Annotated in this window: 26 protein-coding genes; 14 read left to right on the forward strand and 12 right to left on the reverse strand. The window is 44.2% G+C overall.

All coding sequences use genetic code 11. The annotated features are described in order from the left end of the window. Window positions 1-80 precede the first annotated feature (80 nt). Both H8S55_RS12435 and H8S55_RS12440 read left to right on the forward strand, forming a co-directional pair. Complete coding sequence (locus H8S55_RS12435; RefSeq protein WP_002578946.1) at window positions 81-365, forward strand: hypothetical protein; 285 nt, start codon at window positions 81-83, stop codon at window positions 363-365. A gap of 62 nt (window positions 366-427) precedes the next feature. After that, on the forward strand, window positions 428-1840 hold the full coding sequence (locus H8S55_RS12440; RefSeq protein ID WP_002578945.1) for a relaxase/mobilization nuclease domain-containing protein: 1413 nt from the start codon (window positions 428-430) through the stop codon (window positions 1838-1840). Between the two features lie 301 nt (window positions 1841-2141). Here the strand turns inward: H8S55_RS12440 and H8S55_RS12445 are convergent, their stop codons facing one another. The 3 genes from H8S55_RS12445 to H8S55_RS12455 all read right to left on the reverse strand — a co-directional run bounded on the left by H8S55_RS12445 (window position 2142) and on the right by H8S55_RS12455 (window position 3939). Next, on the reverse strand, window positions 2142-2405 hold the full coding sequence (locus H8S55_RS12445) for a topoisomerase DNA-binding C4 zinc finger domain-containing protein (protein WP_118219135.1): 264 nt from the start codon (window positions 2403-2405) through the stop codon (window positions 2142-2144). A gap of 145 nt (window positions 2406-2550) precedes the next feature. Next, window positions 2551-3288, reverse strand: coding sequence for a 23S rRNA (adenine(2058)-N(6))-methyltransferase Erm(B) (gene erm(B), locus H8S55_RS12450; protein WP_118219131.1), 738 nt, complete (start codon window positions 3286-3288; stop codon window positions 2551-2553). Window positions 3289-3306: 18 nt separating this feature from the next. Next, a complete protein-coding gene (locus H8S55_RS12455) occupies window positions 3307-3939 on the reverse strand; it encodes an N-terminal phage integrase SAM-like domain-containing protein (protein WP_235844072.1) in 633 nt (210 codons plus the stop codon). A gap of 382 nt (window positions 3940-4321) precedes the next feature. On the opposite strand from H8S55_RS12455, the gene H8S55_RS12460 reads away from it, so the two are divergent. Beyond that, complete coding sequence (locus H8S55_RS12460) at window positions 4322-4699, forward strand: helix-turn-helix domain-containing protein (RefSeq protein WP_002578940.1); 378 nt, start codon at window positions 4322-4324, stop codon at window positions 4697-4699. Window positions 4700-4861: 162 nt separating this feature from the next. Here H8S55_RS12460 and H8S55_RS12465 read toward each other — a convergent pair whose 3' ends face one another. Both H8S55_RS12465 and H8S55_RS12470 read right to left on the reverse strand, forming a co-directional pair. Then, window positions 4862-5416, reverse strand: a complete 555-nt coding sequence (locus H8S55_RS12465; RefSeq protein ID WP_002304410.1) for an ImmA/IrrE family metallo-endopeptidase — start codon at window positions 5414-5416, stop codon at window positions 4862-4864. Between the two features lie 51 nt (window positions 5417-5467). After that, a complete protein-coding gene (locus tag H8S55_RS12470; protein ID WP_002304411.1) occupies window positions 5468-5917 on the reverse strand; it encodes a helix-turn-helix domain-containing protein in 450 nt (149 codons plus the stop codon). A 286-nt stretch (window positions 5918-6203) separates the two neighbouring features. Here H8S55_RS12470 and H8S55_RS12475 point away from each other — a divergent pair, with 286 nt between their 5' ends. The 7 genes from H8S55_RS12475 to H8S55_RS12505 all read left to right on the forward strand — a co-directional run bounded on the left by H8S55_RS12475 (window position 6204) and on the right by H8S55_RS12505 (window position 11010). Next, window positions 6204-6767, forward strand: a complete 564-nt coding sequence (locus H8S55_RS12475; protein ID WP_002304412.1) for a hypothetical protein — start codon at window positions 6204-6206, stop codon at window positions 6765-6767. A gap of 262 nt (window positions 6768-7029) precedes the next feature. Continuing rightward, on the forward strand, window positions 7030-7335 hold the full coding sequence (locus tag H8S55_RS12480; protein WP_002304413.1) for a helix-turn-helix transcriptional regulator: 306 nt from the start codon (window positions 7030-7032) through the stop codon (window positions 7333-7335). A 517-nt stretch (window positions 7336-7852) separates the two neighbouring features. Beyond that, entirely contained in the window at window positions 7853-8257 is a 405-nt protein-coding gene (locus H8S55_RS12485; protein WP_002304415.1) for a type II toxin-antitoxin system PemK/MazF family toxin, read from the forward strand. Window positions 8258-8287: 30 nt separating this feature from the next. Further along, window positions 8288-8500 (forward strand): helix-turn-helix domain-containing protein, encoded by a 213-nt coding sequence (locus H8S55_RS12490; RefSeq protein WP_477100006.1) that lies wholly within the window; start codon window positions 8288-8290, stop codon window positions 8498-8500. A gap of 117 nt (window positions 8501-8617) precedes the next feature. Next, the gene (locus tag H8S55_RS12495; protein ID WP_002304420.1) at window positions 8618-9241 is read left to right on the forward strand and encodes a helix-turn-helix domain-containing protein; all 624 of its coding nucleotides are present in this window, start codon (window positions 8618-8620) and stop codon (window positions 9239-9241) included. A gap of 4 nt (window positions 9242-9245) precedes the next feature. Beyond that, a complete protein-coding gene (locus H8S55_RS12500) occupies window positions 9246-10619 on the forward strand; it encodes a site-specific integrase (protein WP_002304423.1) in 1374 nt (457 codons plus the stop codon). 85 nt (window positions 10620-10704) lie between these two features. After that, a complete protein-coding gene (locus H8S55_RS12505; protein WP_002304425.1) occupies window positions 10705-11010 on the forward strand; it encodes a hypothetical protein in 306 nt (101 codons plus the stop codon). Window positions 11011-11638: 628 nt separating this feature from the next. Here H8S55_RS12505 and H8S55_RS12510 read toward each other — a convergent pair. From H8S55_RS12510 to H8S55_RS12540, 7 genes are all read right to left on the reverse strand, one after another. Then, on the reverse strand, window positions 11639-13033 hold the full coding sequence (locus H8S55_RS12510; RefSeq protein WP_186879207.1) for a site-specific integrase: 1395 nt from the start codon (window positions 13031-13033) through the stop codon (window positions 11639-11641). 20 nt (window positions 13034-13053) lie between these two features. Beyond that, complete coding sequence (locus H8S55_RS12515; RefSeq protein WP_005541444.1) at window positions 13054-13260, reverse strand: helix-turn-helix domain-containing protein; 207 nt, start codon at window positions 13258-13260, stop codon at window positions 13054-13056. A gap of 527 nt (window positions 13261-13787) precedes the next feature. Continuing rightward, a complete protein-coding gene (locus tag H8S55_RS12520; protein ID WP_186879208.1) occupies window positions 13788-14024 on the reverse strand; it encodes a helix-turn-helix domain-containing protein in 237 nt (78 codons plus the stop codon). A gap of 4 nt (window positions 14025-14028) precedes the next feature. After that, window positions 14029-14463: a sigma-70 family RNA polymerase sigma factor gene (locus tag H8S55_RS12525; protein ID WP_186879209.1), complete on the reverse strand. Its 435-nt coding sequence runs from the start codon at window positions 14461-14463 to the stop codon at window positions 14029-14031. A 486-nt stretch (window positions 14464-14949) separates the two neighbouring features. Further along, complete coding sequence (locus tag H8S55_RS12530) at window positions 14950-15150, reverse strand: hypothetical protein (RefSeq protein WP_186879210.1); 201 nt, start codon at window positions 15148-15150, stop codon at window positions 14950-14952. Between the two features lie 16 nt (window positions 15151-15166). Next, a complete protein-coding gene (locus H8S55_RS12535; RefSeq protein ID WP_186879211.1) occupies window positions 15167-15871 on the reverse strand; it encodes a helix-turn-helix transcriptional regulator in 705 nt (234 codons plus the stop codon). Between the two features lie 96 nt (window positions 15872-15967). Further along, complete coding sequence (locus H8S55_RS12540) at window positions 15968-16150, reverse strand: helix-turn-helix domain-containing protein (protein WP_186879212.1); 183 nt, start codon at window positions 16148-16150, stop codon at window positions 15968-15970. A gap of 157 nt (window positions 16151-16307) precedes the next feature. Here H8S55_RS12540 and H8S55_RS12545 point away from each other — a divergent pair, with 157 nt between their 5' ends. From H8S55_RS12545 to H8S55_RS12560, 4 genes are all read left to right on the forward strand, one after another. After that, on the forward strand, window positions 16308-16676 hold the full coding sequence (locus tag H8S55_RS12545) for a helix-turn-helix transcriptional regulator (protein WP_186879213.1): 369 nt from the start codon (window positions 16308-16310) through the stop codon (window positions 16674-16676). A gap of 195 nt (window positions 16677-16871) precedes the next feature. Beyond that, window positions 16872-17201 (forward strand): MobC family plasmid mobilization relaxosome protein, encoded by a 330-nt coding sequence (locus H8S55_RS12550; protein WP_173727866.1) that lies wholly within the window; start codon window positions 16872-16874, stop codon window positions 17199-17201. After that, window positions 17162-18505 (forward strand): relaxase/mobilization nuclease domain-containing protein, encoded by a 1344-nt coding sequence (locus H8S55_RS12555; protein ID WP_186879214.1) that lies wholly within the window; start codon window positions 17162-17164, stop codon window positions 18503-18505. Before H8S55_RS12550 ends, H8S55_RS12555 begins: the two co-directional genes overlap by 40 nt. Before the next feature lie 71 nt (window positions 18506-18576). Then, complete coding sequence (locus H8S55_RS12560; protein ID WP_186879215.1) at window positions 18577-18915, forward strand: DUF6050 family protein; 339 nt, start codon at window positions 18577-18579, stop codon at window positions 18913-18915. Window positions 18916-19023: the final 108 nt, after the last annotated feature.

Consider the following 19023-nt stretch of genomic DNA (forward strand, 5'->3'; position numbering starts at 1 on the left):
GGCTTTTACATAAGGGTTGACATCATTGCGTTATGGCAGATACCCTTGTACAATATAATTAAAAGAAAGGGGTTGAGCCTATGAAGCTGGTATTGAAGATATTGGCACTGCCGGTGCTGTTCGTTGTAAAAGTGATTTGCATTCTTGGAAATCTGCTTACAAATGTTGTGTCCTATGTAATTGGTTTATTGCTCTTGGTCATTGGCGGATCTGCGATTTACTGCATTGTAAAGGCTTTGTGGCAGTCCCTGCTTATTCTTGTGGTTCTTGGAATTGCGACAATAGCAGCGGTGTTCTTGCTCGTCTGGGCTGTTATGAAAGTCGAGAATATTGGAGAAAGTCTGGGAGCATTTATCAGGTCATAAGATAATATCAGAGAAAAGTCACCGACCGGTGGCTTTTTCTTTTTGGGAAGGAAGTGATGGGAATGGCAGCGACAAGATTGATTGCACTCCATGTGAATAAGGGAAAGACGGTCGCTCAATGTTTGGCAGACAGAACCGACTACTCACAAAATGCCGCAAAAACCAATGATGGCGAATTTATCAGTTCCTATGAGTGTGATCCAAAGACAGCAGATGAGGAATTTCTGCTTTCCAAACGGCAGTATCAGCATATTACCGGCAGACAGCAGAAGAACAATATCATCGCATACCAGATACGCCAGTCCTTTAAGCCGGGAGAAATCACCCCGGAAGAAGCGAACCAAGTCGGCTATGAAACAGCGATGCGATGGACAAAGGGAAAACACGCTTTCATCGTTGCGACCCACATCGACAAATCCCACATTCACAATCATATCATTTATAATTCGACCTCGCTGGATGCCACACGGAAATTCAAAAACTTCTTTCTTTCCGGTCTGGCGGTGCAAAGACTCAGTGATATGGTTTGCCTGGAACACGGGCTGTCCATTATTACACCGAAGCCGTATCGGGAGCGCCAGAAAAGAACTGTTTATCCCAAGAAGCGTACCCAGCGTGACGAATTATGTGATGCGATTGATGCGGTGCTGAAGCAGAAACCAAAGAGCTTTGATGGCTTTGTTCAGGCTCTGGCTGACATGGGATTTGAGTTCAAGGATGGAAAGCAGCCTGCGTTCAAGGGCGAGAATCAGAAGCGTTTCATTCGGCTGCGTTCCCTGGGCGAAGGATATAGCAAAGAGGAAATTCAAGCGGTTATCTCCGGCAAGAACCTGCACAAATCAAAAGGCGGCTCTGCCAAGGCTCCTGCCCCGAAGCAGTTCCAGATGCTGATTGATATTCAGGCAAAGATGGCCGAGGGCAAGACGGTCGGTTATGAAAAGTGGGCGAAGAAGTTCAACCGAAAAGAAGCTGCCCGAACGGTAATCCTACTGAAAGAAAAAGGCTTGGGCAACTACGACGATCTGACTGCTCATATTGAAAATCTGTCTGCCCGGTTCGATGCGCTTTCTGATTCTATCAAGGTCGCAGAGAAACGTATGGTTGAGGTTCAGGCGTTGCAGCAGCACATCAAAAATTATCGCAACACAAGGCAAATTTATATCGAGTACCGCAAGTCTGGATATAGCAAAAAATTCTTTGAAGAACACCGTCAGGAAATCACAATTCATAAAGCGGCGAAGCAAGCCTTTGATGAATTGCAGATTACAAAGCTCCCGTCCATGCAATCATTGTATGAGGAGTTTCATCAGCTGGCAGTCCAGAAAAAGCAGGACTACGCTGAGTACCGTCAGATCAGAAAAGAGAAAGAAGAACTGCTGATTGCCAAACGGACGGTTGAAACGATTTTGAATATCGACAGGCAGAAAGAGCAGGAAAAAGAGAAAGAGAAAGAGGAAAAGAAGAACTTCCGTTAAAGCAAAAAGCCACGGTCTGCACTCCCCAAAGGGTGCGGATCGTGGCTGCTTTTTTGCTTTTCGATTTCGGTGCTTTCAACCATGGGCAAATTTTTATTCTACTGTTCTTTGAGAAACGATTGAAAATCGTGTAGCCATCATCGGCAGATGATGTTCAAAGGGGATTGGGGATGCTTCCCCAACAAGCAAATTTGCGAAGATTGCACCGAAGGGAAAATCGAGAAAATGAGTGAACCTGTACAGGTTTACACTGCTTGCCAATTTGTGAGATTATGAATTTAGTATCGAGAATAGGGTACACCTAAATTTTGCAATGCTGCAACCCTATCATCGTTGCATGGATGAGTTGAGTATCTTTCGTTTTGATTCCTTTTACCAGGGTTTCTTTTCCCTCTAGTAATTCTTTTACATTTGTTTTGGTGAGTTTTTTCTTTCTAAAATGTTCAGCTAAAGTGAAGGTACATTCAGGATAATTTGAACAACCATAAAACGATTTTTTTAATACAATATTGTTGCCACACTTAGGACATTTTCCTACAAGGGGTCCCGAGCGCTTAGTGGGAATTTGTACCCCTTATCGATACAAATTCCCCGTAGGCGCTAGGGACCTCTTTAGCTCCTTGGAAGCTGTCAGTAGTATACCTAATAATTTATCTACATTCCCTTTAGTAACGTGTAACTTTCCAAATTTACAAAAGCGACTCATAGAATTATTTCCTCCCGTTAAATGATAGATAACTATTAAAAATAGACAATACTTGCTCATAAGTAACGGTACTTAAATTGTTTACTTTGGCGTGTTTCATTGCTTGATGAAACTGATTTTTAGTAAACAGTTGACGATATTCTCGATTGACCCATTTTGAAACAAAGTACGTATATAGCTTCCAATATTTATCTGGAACATCTGTGGTATGGCGGGTAAGTTTTATTAAGACACTGTTTACTTTTGGTTTAGGATGAAAGCATTCCGCTGGCAGCTTAAGCAATTGCTGAATCGAGACTTGAGTGTGCAAGAGCAACCCTAGTGTTCGGTGAATATCCAAGGTACGCTTGTAGAATCCTTCTTCAACAATCAGATAGATGTCAGACGCATGGCTTTCAAAAACCACTTTTTTAATAATTTGTGTGCTTAAATGGTAAGGAATACTCCCAACAATTTTATACCTCTGTTTGTTAGGGAATTGAAACTGTAGAATATCTTGGTGAATTAAAGTGACACGAGTATTCAGTTTTAATTTTTCTGACGATAAGTTGAATAGATGACTGTCTAATTCAATAGACGTTACCTGTTTACTTATTTTAGCCAGTTTCGTCGTTAAATGCCCTTTACCTGTTCCAATTTCGTAAACGGTATCGGTTTCTTTTAAATTCAATTGTTTTATTATTTGGTTGAGTACTTTTTCACTCGTTAAAAAGTTTTGAGAATATTTTATATTTTTGTTCATGTAATCACTCCTTCTTAATTACAAATTTTTAGCATCTACTAATATACCAATATTGCAGGAATCAAGATTAGAATACAAGTATTGGCATAATTTTTCCTGTTCAGCACGACTCAAAACTCTCATTTCCTTCGTTTGACGTTTTATCTGTATAGATCGTGCGTCACAAGAAATGGCTTTCCCGTTTCGGGTGGCAAATTGTAAGACATTTCGAATTAGAGATAAAATATCTGAAACAGTTTTAGAGGAAAGTCCATTCTCCTTTAATCCACCAGAAACAAGGAAAAAATTACACTGCGTTTCAATAAACTCGTGTGTTATATCACGCAATTGTTTGCTTCCGAACACAGGAAGTATATACGAGCTGAGAAGATTCCTATATTTGTTGCTTGTAGATTCCTTCACTTTAGGACATATAGCTTGAAACCATTCCATAGCAACCTGTTCAAATTGATCTGAGCTAATTTCTGGATCGACAGTGACAGAATTACTCGTGCACGAACTTTGACTGATAAGTTTTGCCTTGACTTCTCGATATGACTTTGCATAAACATAACCGTAATTGGCTTTGCCTGTAGAAGATCGGGACTTAATGTATCTTCCTTCCCATCTGCCGTCTTTCCTTTTGTAAATATTTTCTCCTTTTCGTGCCATAAGGTACACCTCCTTCAATATGACTATAATTCTGACGGCAAATTGTGACTTTGGAACTTTCTAAGATGGATTTTTGTGCAAAACCTCGTGTTTTATGTCCCTAACATATTGACAAACAGTGCGACAATTTGTAAAATAAAGATATAAACTAAAAAAAACAGAGAAGAATGCGATTCGTGGAGTAATGTACTCTACGAATTTTTTATTTTAAAGAACCTCAAGATAGCTCATATTGTCGTCTTGGGGTTCTTTTCATTCTATCATTTAATGCAATCTGCCTATAAAATTTTATCATATTGCATTTATAAATGCAACTTGCACCCGATGTTGGTTGTTGAGATTTTTGGTACATTTTATAATGTATAGCAGAATCATACACAGCATGGAGGTGATTGAAACGCAACCGGAAATTGATTACGTTAAGATTGGTCAGCGCATTAGAGCTGCCCGACTGGAAAAGGGTTATAGTCAGGCTGATTTGGGTGCGTTGGTTGGTTGCTCGAACAATCATATGAGCCATGTTGAAGTTGGACAGACGAAAGTTTCTTTGGCAATGCTTCTAAAACTGGCATTCGTCTTGGAAAAGAACTTTGACTATTTTTTACTGGATACCCCATATGCAAAATGCGACAGCATCATTGATAATGAGATTGCTGCAAAACTGAAAAAGTGTAATGTAACAACATTGATAACCGTAGGAAAGTTGATTGATGTCTTGATTGACCAGCAAGAGATGATAAAAAAAGCGGAGCTTGATTGATATAATGAAAAAGAAGCCCATTGACGGTACAGAGTGAACTGCTATGGGGTTCTTTTTTGCAGCACAATATACTGATTCTTTAAGAAGCAAAAAGTCCACCAGTCATGATGCACTACGCATCGTACTGGTGGACTTTTTCTGTAAAGATATAAAAATAGATATTCATATATCGCCATAACCAATGTCGTTATCGTAGGCATGAAGATCTTCTTTCAGGAAATCTGCTTTACGAATATACATCGAATTTACCAGCTCTCCTTTTTCGTGGAGCAGGCTGAATTTGTAGTCTAATAATGCTGCCGGTACATAGAGCATTTTAGCCGTTTCAAAAAATGTGTGTTCCGAAAGGCATTCCAGGACTTTCCCATCTTCTAACAGAAGCTCCGCCGCAAAGAAGTTTGCTTCATTTTCTTCGATTGATCTATCATCAAAAACTTCCATTTCTTGAAAGCCGTGCATCATAGCGATTTTTGTATGCAGGACAGCGTGTCCTAATTCATGTGCGACTAATATACGCTCCAGGATACCGTTCACATTGTGATCTATCACGATATTCTTTTGTCTGGACTGGTAATAGAAGAAGCCCTTCAATTTCTTCTGTAAATCGTAATAGTGGATTTTGATACCTAACAGCTGACATAGCTCGTAAGGGTCTCTGGTGTGATATTTTCGCACAAGCTTATCGACAGTTTCAATGATATGCTCTGCCGTTTTCATTTGCTTCACCTCCGAATCGCACACAGAAAACATATTCTGTGCTTGAGGATTTTACTCTTTATCTTTATGCTTTCTGTATTTCTTCGGAGTGTACTTTTCCCGTGCTGTTTTCTTAGAGTCCATATAAACTGACATAATCGCCTGGAAGAATACATCTTTTGCGTCCTCGTCCAATTCTCCACCGGCAAACAGAGAATTTACACGACCCAACACTTCCTGAGCTTCTTTTGCTCCTTTTGAACCGAAGTTTTCCTTTGCCTCTAAAATAAACATATCCTGATCTATATGGCTCTGGCTATCCGTTTCAGATTCGTCCAAAAGATAGGACACAGAGATATGCAGTGCTTCAGCAAGTTTTCTGATGTTGCTTTTTCTGGGGAGTGTTCCGAGCTGCTCATAGGTGTAAAGGGATCTTTCGGAAATGCCGGTCATCTGGGCAAGCTCCGTTTGAGATAGGTTCATAGCCAAACGAGCTTCTTTAATTTTTTCTCCAAATGTCATGGTAGTATCCTTCCTTTCAAAAAATATTTATTCGTAACTTCCGATTATTTGTTGACAAACTTCTGGAAAATGCTATAATAAGAATCATAACAGAAGTTTTAATTCCACTTAATTATATATCGGAACTTTTATAAAGTCAAGAACTTCCGATTTCACTTCTGTTATTTTAATCAAATATCGGAAGTTATAGTCATTCTTGTCCCATGGTATTTGTTTCCCTTTAGCCAAGTGACAGGAGTTAGAAAGGAATTCTTATTTTATGGATTAGGCTGAAAGGAGATTCTGAATGAGCAGATATAATACACAGGTATTAAGCAGTATTCGAATGCTTTGCCGGATGCAGAACATTGACGAGAAGGTTCTGTATGAAAGAGCAAAGCTGATTTTATCCATATATCGAGAGGTGTGCTGGTCTACCATTGATCGTGCGAATGATGTATGTGATACCCTTATTTGTACTTACGGTGACAGCTTAGATGGTGCATTGATTTATCTGGAGAACTTTGCTCCGGATGAAGCGAGAGAACGATTTGAAGAACGCATTCGCAGCTTATTTGAGACAAAGTGGATCATTGAACTGGTAGATATGGCTATGTTGAAAATCAGAGAATATCCAGATAAAGGCGCTCTGTACTGTGAGATTATCTCAAAGGCATATCTCAACCGCTTCAAGTACAGGGAATCAGAAATGCTGGAGGTTTTGAATATGGAACGCAGCACCTACTATGACCGAAAGAAAGAAGCGATACTGTTATTTGGTCTGTCACTTTGGGGAACAGCCATTCCTAAATTGAAAGATTTCCTGGAAAGTGCCCGGGAGGAAGAAGCATTGTGTTATTGTGAATGCTAAGACAGGATTTTAGTCCGACTAAAATCCGATGAAAATACGACGGTTCCCCTACTGAAAGTCCGACTTGTCCAGTGTTAAAATGGCTATGCTGGGAGATAGCGGCATAAAATTGAATAGAGAGAGTTACGCCTCGTGCCTGTAATGGGTACGGGGCTTTTTTTATACCTGCCTATTTTCCCCCATAATTAACACAAAGGCATGAACGAGAGCTTGGAGTAATTTACTCCGGCTCTTTTTTTATGCCTGCAAGGAGGACAGGCAGATGGCAAAGGGTATTGAGAATCGGGCACGATCTCCTCCCGCTGTTTTTGATTTTGCAACTTCACAAATTCAAAAACACGGAGGAACGAAAATGTATTACGACTTGGTTGAAAGCGGAAAAAGAATTAAAGCCTTGAGAAAGGAACATGGGCTTACACAGGAACAGCTTGCGGAGCAGTTAGGTGTTGCCGCAAACACCATTGCACGAATTGAAACCGGCAACAGAGGTATCTCTATTGATTTGGCAATCGAACTGGTTGTGCGCTTTGAGACAACCCTTGATTACATATTTTTAGGTCGTGAATAACCTCAAAACTATACCTACGAGGCAATAAAAACTTGCATGAGGAACAGGTACAATTTAGATACAGCCAAAGAAAATCGGCTGCTTGATCCTTGAAAACTGAATACACAGTCATCGAATACGTTCCTGTTGCCGGTGCGAGAGCATCAGCCACATCAGCGGTACGCCGAGACGTATCGGATAGAGAAACAGAACGACTTTCTTCTATAAATTAAGCGCTTGTCTCTCTCCCGATGCCAGCGATCAATACTGGCTTGTAAATATTGGGTTGCTCCCAATACGGCCATGAAAGCAACAGGATTAAAGATACTTCTCTACGGAGCTGGCGGAGAACCCGGCAGAGGTTAGATTCCTATGGAACTGATTCGCAATCAGTCGTTCGGTGATTCCCTGAGGGCGTAAGCCCTCTTTCCCAGGGGTGCGTGGCAAATATGGGACACATAGACTTTTGGACTGACTGCCTGATTCCTTTCTGGCAGTCAGTTATTACATAGCCAACGAAAGGAGGTCATGGCACATGATGAAAGAAAATTGGGTATATTGCCGTGGTGATATTTATTGCGCCAAGCTGGACCCGGTAGTTGGGTCGGAACAAGGCGGCATCCGTCCGGTTATCGTCATTCAGAACGATACCGGTAATAAACACGCTCCCACATTGATTGTGGCAACGGTCACCACCAGAATCCATAAGAAAGCGAATATGCCGACGCACTTTGTTATTTACGACAATCCTGCATTCAAAGAAGCGTCCGTTGTTCAGCTGGAACAGATTCGTACCATTGATAAAAGCAGGATTGATAATTACTTAGGTAAGGTAACGCCCCGTGAAATGGTAGCGATTGAGAAAGCCTTATCTGTCAGCCTGGCAATGGAACAGCTGAAAAAGCGTTCCCCAAAACATAAAGCAAAGAGAGCGAAGGAGTGAACATAAATGTTTGAAGAAAGAATCGCTGCCATGAATCAGCGCACCGAAGAAGCGATGGCTGCTAACGCAGTTCAGTTTGATAAGAGAACCTATACGGTTGATGAGATTCAGGATATTCTGGGCATCAGCAGAACCAGCGCATACAACCTTGTGAAAAAGAAAGTTTTCCATAGCGTCCGCATCGGTGGCAGTATCAGAATCTCCAAAAAGAGTTTTGATGAGTGGTTGGATCATCAAATGTAAGATTTGTCAAGGGCGTCGTACAACCCGGCGACAAACTTCAAAACATATTGAGAGTTCGATAAAATGTAGCCATGACAAGAAACACATGGCTACATTTTTTACATAGGAGGTTGTACGATGGCGGAAATGAGAAAACGCACGAGTATGTCTGTTCTGGAAATGGGCAGGATGCTCGGTCTTGGTAAAACGGAGTCATACTGGCTCATTAAGAAGAATTACTTCAAAACCATTCTTGTCGGCAACACCATGAGGGTGATGATCGACAGCTTTGAAGAATGGTATGCCAATCAGTTCAAATACCAGAAGGTCGATGGAACCCCTCCCGGCGAGGAATTGAAGAAAACTACATATTCAATGGAGGAGCTTGGACAGCGCCTTGGGCTGAAAGAAGCGACTGCTTACGAACTGGTTGCCAAAGGGCATTTTGATGTGGTCGATGTCCTGGGCAAGCGCAGAGTGACAAAGGAGAGCTTTGAAAGATGGTATGCTTCTCAAACCGATTACCGCACGGTAGAGGATCAGGAACTGGATGCAGATATTATGGCATCCACCTACGGTCTGCCGGAAATGGCAAGAATGCTTGGGGTACATCGTCAGACCATTTACTATATCGTTGCCAATGAAGATTTTGAGCTTATCAAGGTTGGCAGGTATAAGCGAGCTACCAAAGAGAGCTTTGAAAAATGGTATCACAATCAGACCCGCTACCAGTTAGCGGAAGATAGACAGGAAAGGAGCTGATTACATGGCATCTATCGTTAAGAGAAAAAAGAAGTATTCTGTGGTTTATACATACACCGATGAGAACGGCAACAAGCGTCAGAAGTGGGAAACCTTTGAAACGAATGCCGAAGCAAAGAAAAGGAAGTTGCAGGTTGAATATGAGCAGGAGTCCGGAACCTTTATTCCCCCTTCTGCTAAAACCGTCAATGATCTTTTGGATGAGTATATGTCAATCTATGGTGTGAACACCTGGGCGATGTCTACCTATGAAAGCAGAAAGAGCCTGATTGCAAACTATATTCGTCCCCTCATCGGTGATATGAAGCTGGAGGATGTCACGCCGAGAATCATGGACAAGTATTACCGAGATTTGCTTTCTGTCAAAGCGGTTTCTTCTAAGTATGTAAAAGCCCGTACAGAATATCTGACTCCGCATACTGTCCGAGAGGTTCACAAGACATTGCGAAATGCTTTCAATCAAGCGGTCAAGTGGGAATTGATGACCAGAAACCCTGTGGAGCACGCTACGCTGCCGAAAGAAGAACACAAGACCAGGGATATCTGGACAGCAGAAGTGCTCCAGAAGGCTCTGGAAGCCTGTGACGATGATATTCTTCGTCTGGCTATTAACCTTGCCTTCTCCTGTTCCCTGCGAATGGGCGAGCTTCTGGGGCTTACCTGGGACTGTATTGACATTTCCCCCACCAGTATTGAACTTGGTCAGGCAAGCATCTTCGTTGAAAAGGAGTTGCAGAGAGTAAATCGTGAAGCGATGGCAGATCTGGACGGTAAGGACATCATGTTCAAGTTCCCACCGACCTTCGCCAGTACGCATACCGCATTGGTTCTCAAAACTCCTAAGACCAAAACAAGTGTCCGCAAGGTGTTCTTACCGAAAACCGTAGCGGAAATGTTGGTACAGCGAAAGGCTGACATCGAAGAACTGAAAGACCTTTTCGGTGACGAGTTCGTAGACTTCAATCTGGTTTTCTGTTCTTCCAATGGCAAGCCGATTGAGGGGCAGGTTATCAACCGTGCTTTCAATAAGCTGATTGAGGAGAAGGGACTGCCGAAAGTGGTTTTCCATAGTCTCCGACATTCCAGTATCACTTACAAGCTGAAGCTGAACGGCGGCGATATGAAATCCGTTCAAGGCGATTCCGGTCATGCACAGGTCAAGATGGTAGCGGATGTTTACTCCCATATCATCGACGATGACCGCAGACTGAACGCTGAAAGAATGGAAGCTGCGTTCTACTCAGGCAGACAGGCAACGCCTGAGCCGGTTCAACCAGCCGCAACGGAAAGCTCCGCTGATGATAAAGAACTTCTTCTGAAGCTTCTGCAAAATCCGGAAATGGCAGCACTCCTGAAGTCGCTGGCAAAAACATTATAGTAACTGCAAGGGCAGATCCTTTTACATAGCTACAATAGCTGTAAAAGGGTCTGCCCTTATTTTTTTGTTATGGAGGTCAACGAGTATGGATAGAATCTTTATGGACGAGTATTACGAGCATCTGAGAGCTGACAATATCGAGGCATTTTCCAAGGAAAGGAACGACGAATATGTTGGCAGAGCTGAGGAATACAAAGCAGCAAAGTCGGCATTGCTTGAAGGATTGGGACTTGAGCATTTGTTTGACCATAGCCATGAACTGACTCCGAAAGAGAAAGAAATATGGATGCTGTTCGATAGGGTTGATGTAGCAGAGCTTCTTGCAAGGGATGCTTTTGCCAAGGGTGCTTATATGCTCGGCGCTGAGGATAGAGAGATTATGCTGAAATAAAAAAAGACCTGCTTCGGCGGGTCTAAATTACATAGAATCATTGAGTCTGAAAAACCTTTGAAATTCTTAATAATTCTGGTTGAAAAATTCATTTTGAAATGATATATAAAACAGACTGAAATCTGTGTCTAAGGACACCCGCACCCTCACACGAGAATGAATAGGATTTCCTATCATTTCGCATCACGAGAAGTTACATAGTGACATTTACTTGCACTTGCAACGTCCACCAAAAATCGAAAGACTTGCTAATTTCGAGCCAATCGGACGGTGTAAAATCCCTCTGAATTAGCTATCACAGCGTAGTATCAGATGGGATTTGAAATGCTGAAAAACCTTGTATTTCCAAGCATTTTTAAGCATTAGATGCCACTTCCCGATGTCGTATCGGGTCTACTCCTAAGCGTGGGGTCGGAGGTTCAAATCCTCTCTGGGACGCCAGAAAGCACCGCTGCAAGCCTTTTTTCGGGGTTTGCAGCGTTTTTTTGTTCCTCCTTCTCCCGGTAATTTCACTTCCGTTACCGGGAGATTTTTATGCGCCGCATGATGTATATTTGCTAATTGGACTCGAACGCTTTTCAGAAATTTGCTAAGAAAATTCTGCGTTTTGCTAATTCGATTTTTCGGATCACTTTGCCGGGGCTTGCGCCGCTATCAGGGCTGCGAGCGCACTTGCCAGCTCCGGTGACTTTTGAAGCTGCTCCACAAGGCTTTCAAGGTCCAGGGTCGCAGGCTCCGATTTTGCCGGTTCTTCCGGCGGACGGACATTGCGGAGATCAGGCTTGGCATAGAAGGCTGTCTCAAATTTCTGAGCATTGACCTTTCTATCCTCGTCCAGAATGTGAGCATAGATACTGGTTATCATGTCGATCTCGGCATGGCCTGTATCGCCCTGGGTGGCTTTCAGATCGCCGTGGTTCAGTTTTAATTTGTAGGTTGTACTGGAATGACGTAGAGAATGAAAGATCACCTTCGGCAGCCCTGCGTCCTCACGGAGCTTTGCAAACTCTTTGAGGATGATCCGATCTTCGCAGGGCCGTCCATTGGGAAGTGCCACCACCAGATCGAAGTCTTGATACTCGTCGCCAAGGAAGCCTTTCAGCTCGTCCTGGGACTTCTTCCATTCCCGCAGAATGTAAGCCAGTGTTTTTGGCAGCCACACCTTACGGATACTGGAATCGGTTTTCGGCTTTTTCAGAACAATTCTTGTGCTGGTGTTCGGCATGAGCGGAGTGAAGATGTAGTAGATATCCTTCTCACCCAGCGTTTCAATCGCCCGTTTGGATGCCCGTGTCAGTTCCTTGTCGATGTAGACATAGGCATTATCCGCCGCAATATCTTCATCGGAAATATGGACGTTCTCCCAGGTCAGCCCCAGGATTTCACCCATACGCAGAGAGCAGGCAAAAGACAGGTTCATTGCCACATAGAGTTTGCTGTCCGTGCATTTGTCCAGGGCAAGACGGATCATATCCGCCGTCCAGATATCCCGTTTCGCATACTCCGTTTTAGGGAGGATCACATTGTCAAAGGGATTTCTTGCAATGATTTCCCATCGTACCGCCTGCTTAAACGCACACCGCAGGAGCTTGATGATTTTTTCAATGGTCTTGTCACTGACATAGGTGGTAACAGCCTTTCGGGTCTTGGTAGACACCGACTTGGTTTTCTGCAAGGTCTGGATATAACCGTCAACCGCACGGGGAGTAACCGCCTGTACCTCCATATCACCGATGATCGGATTGATATAGTTCGCAATCAGCGCCGTTTGGCTGTCATACATGGACACGCCCCATTTCTTTTCTCCGTAAAGAGATACGAAGTCATAAAGGAACTCGGTGATCGTCTGATTGCTTGGCGGGAGAAAAGTTCCCGTGTGCTGCTGATTTTCGATTTCCGCCTTGCGCTTTAAGGCCTCTTTGTGGGTATGCCAGGTTTCCCACTTCTGTTTGGTTTCTCCGTTTTCGTCCACATAGTTGTAAACAACGGAATAGTTTTTCTTTCGCTTGATTATAGATGCCATATCGTTCTTCCTTTCTTGGATCACAGGTCGAGGGAGTCAAGCCACTCGTCAAATGACCGCTTGGAAATGCGTATGGCGTTACCAATTCGCACGATTTTGAAGTGCCCTTCTTTTACAAGGATATATGCGGAAGTTCTTCCGATACCCAAAATTTGAGCAATATCGTCAACCGTATATGTCCTTCTTTCAGGGGTTTCTTTTTTCGTGCCGTTCCATGTTTGAGACATGAGAACCCCCTTTCAGTTATGAAAAGGAACAGCACGAATATGTGTGGGTAATATAACTTCCACTATTATTTTACCGTGCTGCTCCGTGTTTGTCTGCTGCTAATTGAAAAGTTTACGATCTATCCATAAACTTTCAAAAAAGAAAAGTAGGCTTACGGACGGCTGCTGGCACAGCTCCACGGGAGTCTAACCCCGGCCCATGCTGATGGGTGCGGCGCACAATGCTTTGTGGGCGTTCAATGCGCGAGTATCTTTGACCCTGCCCGTGTGTCATCGCCCGCAAGCTGCCACGCTTGCTTTGCGGTCTGGTGCTATTCGCTCGCCCGTTACAGTGGTCCCGTCCTGCGGACTTGAAACGAGGTCATGGCGCACCGGCCGTATGGCTCGGCACAAACAGGAATGTATCCGTCTGCCTTATACTGCGGCGTTGGCCTCCCAACGGGCTTTCTTTGTCAAGGTGCTGTCTCCAGCCACGAAAGAGAGAAACAGGGAAAGGGTAAGCTGTTTCTGCTTTCAGACCAGGCTTGTCAACTCATGCTGACAATGGAATGAATGAGCTTGATCTCCAATCGGCGCTTCATGTACTCGTCCACTCGAACATGGGGTTGGCCGTCAGGATCGTAAAGCGTCCGGGTGCAGAGCTTATTGATATAGCCCTCATAATACCGGAGTACCTGATCCACAGCCTGAGAGTCCCCGTCATGGGCGGCGTCGATTACCGAAAGAGGAAGAAGCTCCTTGCCCTTGTAAGTGGGTTTCTTCATACCTTCAACCTCCCTTCGGCATGAGTGCGGCCAACTTGATCCGCAGCTCGGTCAATGATTTTGCCCTTCGCCGCTGAACGGCACTGCGAGACATTCCAACAAGGCGACCAACCTCCTGATCCGGCAGGTCCAGAACAAAATGCAGGATCAAAATACTCTGCTCCTGAACAGACAAACCGGCGAAGGCATCAGCCACAAGCTCGTTTTCGATATGCAGGTCATACCCGTGGGACGAGAATGTAAATCTGTCACTGGGGTAATGATCTACAACGCAGAGCTTGTCCATCTCCATTTGCGGAAGGTCGCTGAATGACAGTTCCCTGTCACGGCGCTTCTGCATTTCCCGGAGGTAGTCGATTGCCTCATGGTACAGTACCAGCTTGCAGTAAGCATCGAACTGGCACCGCTCGCCATAGTCATTGCGGGGGATCATATCCATCTTTTCACCCCCTTTCCTGGGGGAATGAGGTGGGTTTCTCCCTTTCCGCTAACAAGGCGAACGCAAAGCCGCTCGCTACCCGCTAAAAGCCTCCTTTTTGAAAATTTCTCAAAAAATTTTTTCGAGGCGGGCTTGTCATCGGAAAACAGCAAAAAGCGCCCAGCAAGTCGCAACGGACCTGCTGGACGCAGAAATGTTTTATAAAGAAGATTACTTACATGGTATAGTTCATATTCAAGGCCGGACGACTCCGACGGAGGTGCTACGCTTTTTTTAACTGGTGCAGATCATGGATACTGCGAAAAAGAGAAAAGGACACGGCGAAATAACCTCCAATCGGCTACCGTGTCCCTGCAAGTCGTCATAGGTTTGTGTAAACGCAAAGAAACGGCGGCTCTGAAAATCAAAGCCGCCGTTTCAAATGGGCGTGTCAAATTGTCTGCTCTACGACGGCTTTTTTTCTTTTGCCGTCGTCCGGCAGATTGATTATTTAATTAGCGGTAATACAATTTTGCCTGCAACTAAAGCATAAATTGTTACGCTACTTGCAACACACATGATGATACCAAGCAGGCGTAAAACAACCAAAACTCCATTCTGATTTACCAAGTTCTTAATAGCCTTAGATGGCAGGAGCACCATCAGAAGTCCGACAATTAACACGATAATAAATAATGTAATATACATAGCTGTTTTCTCCTTTTTACTTTGTGCTTTGTTCAGAAAGGTTTCTTTTGGAATACTCAATGCCGACTATCGCTAAGACAGTAACTACGAAATATATACATATCCAGTCCCAAAAGAGCTTGAACCCATAGAAAAGAATTTCACATGGAAAACCAATCCATAAAACGACTTGTGAATTGACATCCCAGAAGCTCAAAACAAACGCAATTAGCGATACACCTCCTAATACCATATTGATTATGAGAGCGACTCTTTGAGTACATCTATCTTTTTGAGTGAAATACATAAGTGCTCCCCATGTGCAAATTACTAAGATAGTTAGTAATAAGTTTGAAAAGACGGGTGTGCCCTCAAAAGATATGCCTCCGACACTTATACTTGTCGCCGAAGCTACAAGTGCAATGATTGCTGTGAAGTATTTTAGAAGAACAATCTTGTGATCTTTTTTCTGAAGTTCAGTGGCTATTCCAATAAGATTTTCTTCAGACTTCTTTTCAATATTTTCAGGAGCAATCCGTTCTCCTGCAAAAAGCTCATTCAGTGTAATATTAAGTAACATACAAATATCATCAAACAATGCTGCGTCTGGTAAACATTTCCCGGTTTCCCATTTTGAAACAGCCTTGTTTGTTACTCCGAGCTTTTCAGCAAACTGCATTTGTGTCATATTGTGTTCTTTTCTGCATTGTGCAATAAATTCTCCAATTTTGTTTTGATCCATTTTGTATCTCCTTTCTATAGAAATCATAGCGTTTTTGTAAGTAGAATGAAACCAACCACAGGTAGAATTAGCGTTTTTACAGGTAGAATTGCAATTCTACTTGATATTTCGGCTTTTTTGCCGCTTGTCGGAGGGCTTCTCTGCGTCCTTTGGTATCAACCACATACGGCTGAATTTTGCAACACCCGGTATTCGGTTTTCTTCGCACAGCTTTTGAACCCGTCGTTCGGAAATGCCCCACTTTTTTGCCGCTTCTGGGGCAGAGATATATTCAAGCATTTTGCTATCCTCCCGTAAAAAATCCTTTGTCATTATTATATACGGTTAGCCGAATGATAGCAATGCCGAGTTATGAAATATAAAGTGTATGAAGAATGGATATCACATCATTCCACGGGAAGACTATGAAATATAGAATGTATGTGGGTGATGCAATATGGCAAAAATCGAAGATTGCCCTGGCTTTGAAACCTTCGGTGCGGATGTAAAAGAAGCACGGAAGGCGAAGAACCTTGCACGAAAAGATTTAGCTGAAAAGGTGAATATTGATACCAGGTATCTTGCCAACATCGAAAACGAGGGCACGATCCCCAGCCTGCCGGTCATCATACAGCTTGTAAAAATCTGCGGTCTGCCGATGGAGAGATATTTCAATCCAGAGGTCATGCGAGAGGAAAGCGAGCTGCGCCAGCGGGTCGGACAGAAGTTGAAACTCTGCCCGGAACAGTATTTGCCAATCGTGGAAGGTGCCATTGACGGGGCATTGAAAATTGAACAGCCGAATAAAGAAACGGAGGGTGTCTGAACATCCTCTGTTTTCTTTTATTTTGCGGGCATTTTGGGACTTCTGCAACGCTTTATAAGTAGGGATAAGATACGGTAGCAAGCACAGCAAGCGAGTACCCGCTTGCGAATTTTGAGATTTTCAGGTCCCTTGCCCGAAAATTCAAAATTGCTTGTTGGGATAGTCCCAAACCCTTATAAAGAACGGAGGCGGCGCATGGCAAACCGAAAGCGGAATATCCAAATGAAATTCTATGTTACGGAGGACGAAAAGCGGCTCATAGACGAAAAAATGAGCCAGTTACCCACACGCAGATATGGTGCCTACCTCCGCAAGATGGCGATTGACGGGTATATCATCTATACGGACACCGCAGATATCAAGGCGTTCACCAAAGAGCTTTCCGCCATTGGTCGGAACATCAATCAGATCGCCAAGCGAATCAACGCCGGAGGTCATGCGTATCAAGCTGACATGGATGAGATACGGGAAAGGCTGGACGAGATATGGCAGTTACAAAGACGCATCCTATCAAGTCAACGCTGAAAGCAGCCATTGACTATATCTGCAACCCGAAAAAGACGGACGGAAAACTGCTTGTATCCTCCTATGGCTGTGCCGCTGAAACTGCGGATATCGAATTTGCCTGGACCCGCCGCCATGCCATCGACAAGGGAACAAACCTGGGCCGCCACCTGATCCAAGCCTTTCAGCCTGGGGAGGTCACGCCGGAACAGGCTCATGAGATCGGAATGGAACTTGCAAAAGAAATCCTGGGCGGCAAGTATGAGTTTGTCCTTACCACCCACATAGACAAAGATCATATTCATAACCACCTGATTTTCAATGCGGTCAGCTTTGCGGATCACAAGCACTATCATTCCAACAAGCGGAGTTATCACTATATCCGCCGCACTTCGGACAGGCTTTGCAAAGAACACGGTCTGTCCGTCATCATCCCCGGACAGGACAAGGGCAAGAGCTATATTGAACATCAGGCTACGCAGAACGGTACCAGCTATAAGGCAAAGCTGAAAGCGGCAATCGACCGACTCCTGCCAGCCTGTTCCGATTTAGAAGAACTGCTTCGTCGCCTGCAGAGAGAAGGCTATGAGATCAAGCGGGGCAAATATATCTCCGCCAGAGCACCGGATCAGGAACGATTCACCCGTCTGAAAACTCTGGGTGTGGACTACACCGAAGAAGCCCTTGCCGCCCGGATCGCCGGACGCGCCAGACCTTCCCACCAGCCGAAACAGCGGAACGGAAAGATCAGTCTGCTCATTGATATCCAGAACAACATCAAGGCACAGCAGAGTGCAGGCTTCACCCATTGGGCGAAGCTGAACAATCTGAAACAGGCCGCCAAGACCATGAATTTCCTGACCGAACACGGGATAAGCAGTTATGGAGAACTGGAAAGCAAATTGAACGCAGTATCCGCACGCAGGGATACCGCTCATGCAGAAATCAAGCGGATAGAAAGTAGAAGTGCCGAACTTGCCCTTGTGATGAAGTACGCCGGAACTTACCGTCAGCTAAAGCCGCTTTATGACCGATACCGTAAATCGAATGATAAAGAAAAGTTCCTGCGGGGGCATGAGGGCGAGATCATCCTTTTTGAAGCGGCCACCAGAGAATTGAAACAGCTGGGGGCTGTGCCGCTGCCGACAACGGAAAGCATGAAAACGGAGCTTGCCAATCTCAACGCAGAAAAGGAACGGCTCCTTGCTGAATACAAAGCCGCAAGAACCGAAGCCCAGGAATACGATACTGTTAAACAGAATGTAGATGCACTACTGACCGTTCCGAAGGAACAGGAACAACAGCGGCGACATGAACTTGAATAATTTTCTCTGAAAGACGCTGGGCGCAGCTCCCGGCATCCTGTATAATGGAACTGCGGAAGGAGGTTTTACCGATGACAAGAAGCGAAGCAATCAAAGCATTATTCTTCAAAAGTATACTGCCCGTGACCGTGGCACTGATTCTGTATTGTATCTTCAAATCCGCCTGCATGAAGAACGGAGAGCTTGACTATGTATGGCTCTGGATACTCTGCGGGCTGCCGTTTGGCCTCCATCGGATGTGCCTCTGGATCGTGCCGGGTGGCGGCTCCCTGGGTGGAGGAATCGCCCTGTTTGCGTTGAACTTTATTATCGGCGGCGTGATCGGTGGTTTCATTCTGGCATGGCGGCTGATCGTGGCAGTGTGGTATGTGCCGCTGACGGTGTGGAGGTTGATAGGCAAGAGTAAATAACATATCTTCCGATTCAATTTGATTTGTATAAAACGGCGATTTTCCCTTGAGTAGTAGTTGTGCAAATGGTATAATTAACAAAAATACTCCTGCGAATCTATCTACGAG

It is taken from the genome of Flintibacter faecis (assembly GCF_014287875.1).
Lineage (GTDB): Bacteria > Bacillota > Clostridia > Oscillospirales > Oscillospiraceae > Lawsonibacter > Lawsonibacter faecis_A.